This window comes from Pseudorhodobacter aquimaris, from assembly GCF_001202025.1.
Lineage (GTDB): Bacteria > Pseudomonadota > Alphaproteobacteria > Rhodobacterales > Rhodobacteraceae > Pseudorhodobacter > Pseudorhodobacter aquimaris.
This window is the reverse complement of the sequence record NZ_LGHS01000059.1, coordinates 1-7,153: the sequence shown is the minus strand read 5'-3', so window position 1 is coordinate 7,153 and position 7,153 is coordinate 1. Positions and strand designations below refer to the sequence as shown.

The 7,153-nt window shown below is 49.1% G+C and carries 4 protein-coding genes and 2 pseudogenes; 2 read left to right on the top strand and 4 right to left on the bottom strand.

The annotated features are described in order from the left end of the window. Nucleotides 1-531: pseudogene (locus tag AKU94_RS10350) on the top strand (exodeoxyribonuclease I); the annotation flags it as partial. A gap of 318 nt (nucleotides 532-849) precedes the next feature. On the opposite strand, the gene AKU94_RS19710 reads toward AKU94_RS10350, so the two are convergent. The 4 genes from AKU94_RS19710 to AKU94_RS10330 all read right to left on the bottom strand — a co-directional run bounded on the left by AKU94_RS19710 (nucleotide 850) and on the right by AKU94_RS10330 (nucleotide 6,144). Beyond that, entirely contained in the window at nucleotides 850-1,668 is an 819-nt protein-coding gene (locus AKU94_RS19710) for a hypothetical protein (RefSeq protein ID WP_157056515.1), read from the bottom strand. A 206-nt stretch (nucleotides 1,669-1,874) separates the two neighbouring features. Beyond that, nucleotides 1,875-3,923, bottom strand: a complete 2,049-nt coding sequence (locus AKU94_RS10340; RefSeq protein ID WP_157056514.1) for an ORC-CDC6 family AAA ATPase — start codon at nucleotides 3,921-3,923, stop codon at nucleotides 1,875-1,877. After that, complete coding sequence (locus AKU94_RS10335; protein WP_050527205.1) at nucleotides 3,923-4,948, bottom strand: phosphoribosyltransferase-like protein; 1,026 nt, start codon at nucleotides 4,946-4,948, stop codon at nucleotides 3,923-3,925. The genes AKU94_RS10340 and AKU94_RS10335 overlap by 1 nt, the downstream gene beginning before the upstream one ends. Beyond that, nucleotides 4,945-6,144, bottom strand: a complete 1,200-nt coding sequence (locus AKU94_RS10330) for a DNA cytosine methyltransferase (protein ID WP_198144889.1) — start codon at nucleotides 6,142-6,144, stop codon at nucleotides 4,945-4,947. Before AKU94_RS10330 ends, AKU94_RS10335 begins: the two co-directional genes overlap by 4 nt. Nucleotides 6,145-6,748: 604 nt before the next feature. On the opposite strand from AKU94_RS10330, the pseudogene AKU94_RS10325 reads away from it, so the two are divergent. Further along, nucleotides 6,749-7,153 (top strand): annotated as a pseudogene (locus tag AKU94_RS10325) (WYL domain-containing protein); the annotation flags it as partial.

The window sequence follows — 7,153 nt, the reverse complement described above, 5'->3', positions numbered from 1 at the left end:
CTTTCGGTCAACAAGACGCCAGCGCTCCTATCTCTCGCGAAACCCACAGACTTGCAGTTGCGCCGTGCCGAAGTCATAGCCAAAGCACCCGAGTTCCGCGCGCGTGTGGCACAGGCACTGGCTGCGCGGTTTCCCGAGGATCCAGCAGCACCGACGCCTCTGGTCGAAAAGCAGATATTCAGTGGCTTTTACACCCACGCCGACAAAGGCCTTCTTGCACAATTCCAGCGCGTGGATTGGCCACAACGGCAGGAAATCGTGGCGGCACTCAGCGATCCCCGCCTACGCCAGCTCGGCCGGCGCTTAGTGGCGTTTCACGCGCCGCAGCTACTTTCCTCCGAAGAACGAGCACAATTCGAGGATTGGCTGCGCGAGCGCTGGTCCGCACCAGATGCGCCGGAGACCGAGTGGATGACCGCAGGCAAGGCACAGCGTGCCCTTGACGAAATACGCGGCAAAGACGGGTTGAACGCGTCACTGGTTGCCGAGATCGGAGCTTACCTGCAAGGTTTTGATCTTATAGCAAGCTAGTGTTCGCCGCCTAACGAAAGGTTGGTGGCATCGGCGATGCGGTCGCGACAGGCAGCTATGCGGGACCTTGTGGGCTTTCGCTTCGATTACTCAGATTTCGCTCGCAGTCACAGCATGACCGACGTGGAGGGCGGAAACCGGACCTTAGCTGCAGACGCAATATAGAAGTTTGTGAACCGCAATTGCGGGCATTCACCCAAAATTTCCTTGAGGACTTCCTCAGTGACGCTGACGCAATCACTCAAGTCGCAGCGCAGTCAACGCGGTAAAAATGAAGCGATTACTTTCAGAGGACGAAGGCTGGCCGCGTAAACGAAACTAATACAAGTTGCTTCGGCCCAATCGAACACAGTAGCAATTTATTCTCGGAACACCATCAACAATCTTTAATCCGATGGAGTAATTGGGGTTTTTGTAAAGCGGATGCGTGTAGAAAACCGCAGTTCTGCATTCACCAGTTGAGAACTTTGATGCGTACAGCGCCATCGCCAAGGAAACCGGCTTGGGACCAAAAGGAGCCAGTGTCAATGCGACGTCGCCAAAACCTCCTAAGCCGCATAGCTCATCAAAAATTTCCGGTACGTTCATCCCATCTACTCGTTTTATGTCCAACCTTTGACTTTCAACATTTGGGAAAATCTGCCGGATGAAGCGCCAGTTTCTTGCGACTCTTTCGGGTTGTGCTGGAAATGGAAAAAGAAATGAAGTTGTTCCTTCGTTAAATTCAGGAGAATTAACTTCCTCAGGTAACCCCATTGGGTCATACCCAATGGCAACAACAGTTTTTCTATCCGAAGTGCTGTCTCTTTGCAGGCGAAACCCAGGCAATGCATCCCAAGGTTCATGGTTCGCAACAAGAGCATTACGATCATATTCGTCTGGCTCCGCGTAAACCACTACAGTATTGTCGATGTTGCGATAGCCGTTTCGAAGCAGTTTCATAAGAAAGAAGAGCATTTTTTGAGGCATCGATGTAATGTCGACAACCAAGTTTTGTGCGCTAACCCGGTCTAAGTATTGTACGATCGCCCTTTCGAATTCCCCGAAGGGTGCGTCAACGCTAATGTGGTGTATCTCATTCGGGTTTGTGCCGTGCTGGATAAAAATGTCTCGATTGGCATCGATCTTTTGTTGCACTAGACGTTCCTCCGTGGGAGGTGGTCTGTGTGCTACCTCTACCAACAACTGATTAATGATACGCCCATATGTACCGAACCATCTAGCAAGTCCGGCACATCGCTCTTCTGTCGAAATGCAGCCAATCATTGACCATTGTCCACCGGGCATACCCGAGAAAATGTTGTCGATGTTTCCCCATGCCCTAAATGGCTGATCCAGTCTTATCAATCTTCTTCCCCAAATCGGAAATTTAAATCTAATTGAGTGTTATTTGACGCCGTTTTGGGGCGCTTCGCCTTGCTATCAGAGATCACAGGGCCCGGAGAAACTATAAGCGCAGCCTGCATCCATTTATTCACATCACTAATAGAGGCGTAAAATGGTTCTTTTGTGTGCGGAGTGGGTACCTGAAAGTAAGGTGTGAGTATAGATGACAAATGCCACTTTTGACTTTGGCCGCGTGACTTTGATTTCGAAGTATGGGCACTATGTTCTAACACACCAAATTCTACACAGCTTTCGATAAAGTCTTCGATAAACACCTGCTTTTCTAGCTCCCCGGAAGAAAGGGAAAAACCGTTCTCACCCGGATAAGACATATTTTTGTCATTCCTCAATCGGTCCCTAAGGAACGTTCCCAAGACATTGATAAATCGGTGCCTATCGTCTCCACCTTTTGGTTCAGCCCTCACTTTTCTAAACCAGTGCTCACTTGCAGAATGAATGCCCATTGACTGGATGTGAGGATCAATTTGTTCCGGGAGTTCATACGCTTCGTAATCGTTGCTGCGCATGTTCTCTGCCCAAATGAATTGGCAAATGCTCAGAAACGCAAAAATATTCTTCCCAGAGAGGAGTACAATATCATGAGCTCCGTACCATGCGAGCCTTTGCCTACAGGCCGAAAAGACTTGAAGTAGTGCTTGCTGTTTACGCTCTTTCTTCCAATATGTCCTTTTCCCCCAGGGCTGTTCTCGAACTAATTCTTTCGAAATCTCTGACTTTTTAATGTTCTGACGAACCCATGCTTCGCCCAACTTCGCGCTAATCGGATCCTTCTCCGCAATAGTGACTAATTCGTTACGGATAGCGTCTGAGGCCGGAAAATCTTTGGAAACAACGCTTGTTCGACTGCCACGAATGAAGCTGTCTACCTTTTCTTCGACAGTAGGCCGAGATCCAAAAACCGTTTTCAACACGTCTTCAGTGCTAGTACTAGAAAAACCTGAGAACTTTATCCGTCGTTCTAAGACGTCTTCACAGAACTCTTGAAACAGTGTTTTCCTACTTTCAGTACCTTCAAGTACCTTTCGGATATCAACCACCTCATATTCGCGCATCTCTTCCGTAAAGGCGTTGTTTCCAAAGCCCTGCAGTCCTTTACTTAAGGAGTAGGGACGTGCTCCAACTCGGTAGGAGACACGTCGGTCTCGATCACCGAGCATCCGAATAATTACACTGCGGAATGTTGGTGCGGCGTTCCCTTTTTCATCGCGCTCAAGGTCCATCAAGTCTTCGAATTGATCGATTGTTACAAAAACGGGCAGGTCGCGAGGTATTAACCCTGCCCCCTTCAACGCGTCAGCAACGCAGCCAATTGGAGCCCCGGGTTTGGTCTTCGTGTTAACATAATCGTTTGGAAAATCGGAGTTGTAGTTCAAGTAGCTTTCGTACCCCGAAATACGGTGCTTTACCTTCAGGCGGAGCCCTTCATAATCCTCAACATCATCCATGACTCCGAACCAGCAACTATCCTTTTTCAAGGATGATGCAAAAAAATCTAATTTTTCAATCGATAAATCGAGACCTAAAAATTCGCCTAAAGTTGAACCTTCAGGGCTACCCAGCAAGTCAACGTTATTTAAAAGATCGTCGATGATCCAGTAGTTTAGAAAATCACCGAAAAACAGGCCGAGAACTTTCTTGTTCTCAGTTTCTTCCTGTGTTTCTTGAGGGATCGCTCTTTGGCCAAAATCAAGCGCTCCACTTGATCTAAGTACAATGCTAGCAGAAAGGAATTTTGAGCAGTGTTTTGGAAGAGGCCAAGGCTCTTCACTCTTTTGATATGCGATGAGGACATCTGGCTTGAGTAAGTTCAACAGCGCAGATTTTCCAGAGCCCTGCAGACCAGTCAGAACTACGCTTCCGGGTTGGAATAGTTCATGAGTTCTGCTCTCGCGCAGCAATTTTGGGCTGAAAATCTTAACAAAATGATCGGTTGAAAGAGATTCTGTATGATACAAATTGCTAAACGGATTCTTTTTCCCATCCATTAGATCGGCTCCCGCGAGTTTCTCAGGAACAGTGGCTCCCAGTGCCCTGTTCTTTTCCGATGTATGGCTGGAATTGTGTTGTCGGGACAGTTTGATGACATTACCACGAAACCACCGGATTTCCCATAAGGTCCGTCTGCACCAAACCCAAACGGCCCATAGTCCTGGAGAGCGGATCCTTGCTCAACGACTTTGGTGTGAACGGCTTGAATAGTACGCCTGATGTTAGCAAAGTCTGAATGCTCTTCTGGTTTCTGCCTCTCATAAATGAATTTTTCATCTGGAATCTCAAGAACCGGGCTGAAAGTTAGATGGGGGTACATGGCGACAAAGTCGCGCGCCATTTGCGCACCCATCGGACAAATGTACAAGGGGCACAACAGTACGCTAGTTCCGCCACCAATTGAACAAGCTCTCTCGACGTGGTCCTCCATTTGCGAACCACTCCCGACAAAATCTTCAAACAAGACAATAAGGTCACGCCTATTTGGATCCGATAGTTTCAAGTGGGCAGCGGTAAAGTTGTCTCGGTCCCAATCATGTTCATGCTCTAGCCAGGTGTACCTAACTGGTTGTCCTTGTATGGAATTTGTTGTCAAAAATCTGCGAAGCCCGAAGCTGTCGGTTATTTGAGTAAGCAGCGTCCGGTTTAGTAGAGAATTCATCAGATCTCTTGCGTTCGGGGCAAACACATTGACGCGACCAATTTTCATCAGCCAGCTCAAAACATGTTTGCTGTATGCTGTACGGTACGCCGCAACCAGTTCTTTGTCGCCAAGAAACACCAAATGCCTCAGCATTGTGTACAGGCTCTGTTGATCACTCTGCGCGTCTGCAGACCCGATCCACCGAGCCAGTCGTACGGAGAAGTTGCCATGCCCACCATGCCGGGTTACATCATATTCATTGTACAGTTCTTGGGCTAAAAACTCGACATCGTGCTTGAGTTCTAACCACCCCTCTGACCCATCAAAGTCATTTTGGCACCATTCTCTAAGGAGACTTTGGAATTCATTGGGAGTCATATGGTAGCCCACTGCTTACGGATGCAATTGGCAATGGTTTCTGCAAATCGGGGAGGAACCGCATTTCCGATCATCCGATAGTTTGCTGAATCAGATTCCGAGAAATGGAATGAATCGGGAAAACTTTGTATTCTTGCAGCCTCCCGAACGGAAAACCCCCGATGCTCGTCGGGATGCAAAAAGTACCTATGTTGGCCAAACCGAGTATCGACAGTTGGTGAAAGGCCGTCCCAACGCGGCCTTCGATACTTGCCGTTGAATGTGTTAGTTATATCCAAATGTCCGTCCACTCTACGAAGATACTTTTTCTCAAGTAGAGACTTTGTCAACATGTCTGTACTGTGTCCAAAATACTCTCTAAGTAAATCGTATGAAACCGGATCGGCGTCTCCAGTGTCTCGGCGACGGCTTTGACGTCTGAGCTTAACGATAGTCTCAAGAAATGATACTTCGTTCTGACTTACAGGCCCGAAGACGGCTGGAATATCCCAAGTATGGACTGACGTTAGTCCCCTCCGAACGTTCGATAGCTTTTGCCCCGGTCCAATTTTTTCAGAGATAAGGAAATCGGCACATCCTTTTTTCAACGTGAGTTTTCCGATGTTATTTTGCTCTCCGATGCCCTTTAATGCCTCACCTAGGGACAATCTTTGTTTGCATTTAAGCTGCAATCCCAGTGGCTTATCAGACAGAACGGCAACAATTAGGACTCGGATCCTGGTTTGGGCTACACCATAATCTGCGATATCATGTATTGCCCAATCAACAGAGTATCCCGCTCTCTTCAAAGTGCCTATCGTCTTTTCAAAGTGATGTGAGTTCGCCGGATTCAGCAAACCTTTGACATTCTCAATCACAACAACTTTTGGACGAGCTAGCGAAGCTATTTCGGCGACGTTCACAAGATGGTTGTTTCGAAAATCTTTTGGGTCGTTTTTACCGGCTGTAGAGAACCCTTGGCATGGTGGGCCAGCAATCAAGACGTCAGCTTTGGCCGCGACGGCAATGACCTCTCCATCTGGTTCGGACAAGTCTTTGTTCAAAATCCGAGAACCCAAGTTCTTTTCAAGTGTACCTAGCGCAGTTGCGTCATGATCGAACGATGCAATTTGGTGGTACCCAGCCAATTCAAACCCTAAGTCGAGTCCTCCGCAACCACTGTAAAGGCTGACGTATCTTATCTTCTCGTCTTGCAAGATTACTAGGCTCCACAGACAATAGTTGGTGTGGACCTATTTTTAAGTCGCACTCAGTGATGCAATAGCAGATTTTGCTATAGCTTTAAACTAGCTTTGGGCGGGTGGTTGTCGTGAACTCTTGGTATGCTTGGTTTAAAATAAGACGAAAAAACCTGCAAATGGAGCGCCACAGAGCTAGGTCCCTTTCCGGCAGAGCATGCCTCGTAGTCCGAAAAATGTAAAGGTTACTCCCTGCGCATTGCCTCCGATCAGACCGGGCTAGCTTGCCCCTGCAGCGAAAGGCAATTTGTCCGCACTGCGGACCTTGGGCTATGAACGCTGCTGCAGGCATCCATGAATGACCGCTTTCTGAAAGCCGCGCCGCAGCGATGAGCACCTCGGCGAACGGAAGCTAAGGGCCGGGTGCGTTCCACTGCACCTGCATCGCCAACCTGTGCTGCGGTGTGTCCGCGGGGCGGTTCTGGGCCCGAAGCCGCCAGTGGTATCTTTCGTCAGGTGGCGAACACTAGCGGCCATCGACGGTTCTTCAGATTGAATCATTTTATTGCGTGAGACTATTTATTAGTCCTATACACGCGAAGAGTGATCGGAAGGGAAGTGCGTGCCGCACAAACACGTCAAACAGCTGAACTGGGGCGCGGAGCGGCGCAACGCATTCATCGAGTTTCGGGTGTTCTGGCATGGACGGATCAACCGCTCAGACCTGATGGCAACGTTTGGCATCTCGCTTCAGCAGGCCTCGCTCGACCTGAGCGGCTATTCCGACCAGTGGAAGCGCAATCTCGTCTACGACAAGAGCCAGCGCGCCTATGTCCGGGGCAAGAATTTCACGCCACATTTCATCACGCCCAGCGCCGAGGATTATTTCGGTCAGTTGCGTGCCGTCGATCAGGGGCTGGTCTCACGTGAACAGAGCTGGATCAGCATGTTTCCCGGCTATGGTGCGACGCCAACGCCTGCACGCGGTGTTGCGCCCGAGACCCTGCGCGACGTGTTGTCCGCAATC

Bases quoted from the DNA above. Each gene is read 5' to 3' on its own strand.
- AKU94_RS10340 (WP_157056514.1), bottom strand. From the start codon at position 3,923: ATGGATGGGAAAAAGAATCCGTTTAGCAATTTGTATCATACAGAATCT.
- AKU94_RS10335 (WP_050527205.1), bottom strand. From the start codon at position 4,948: ATGACTCCCAATGAATTCCAAAGTCTCCTTAGAGAATGGTGCCAAAAT.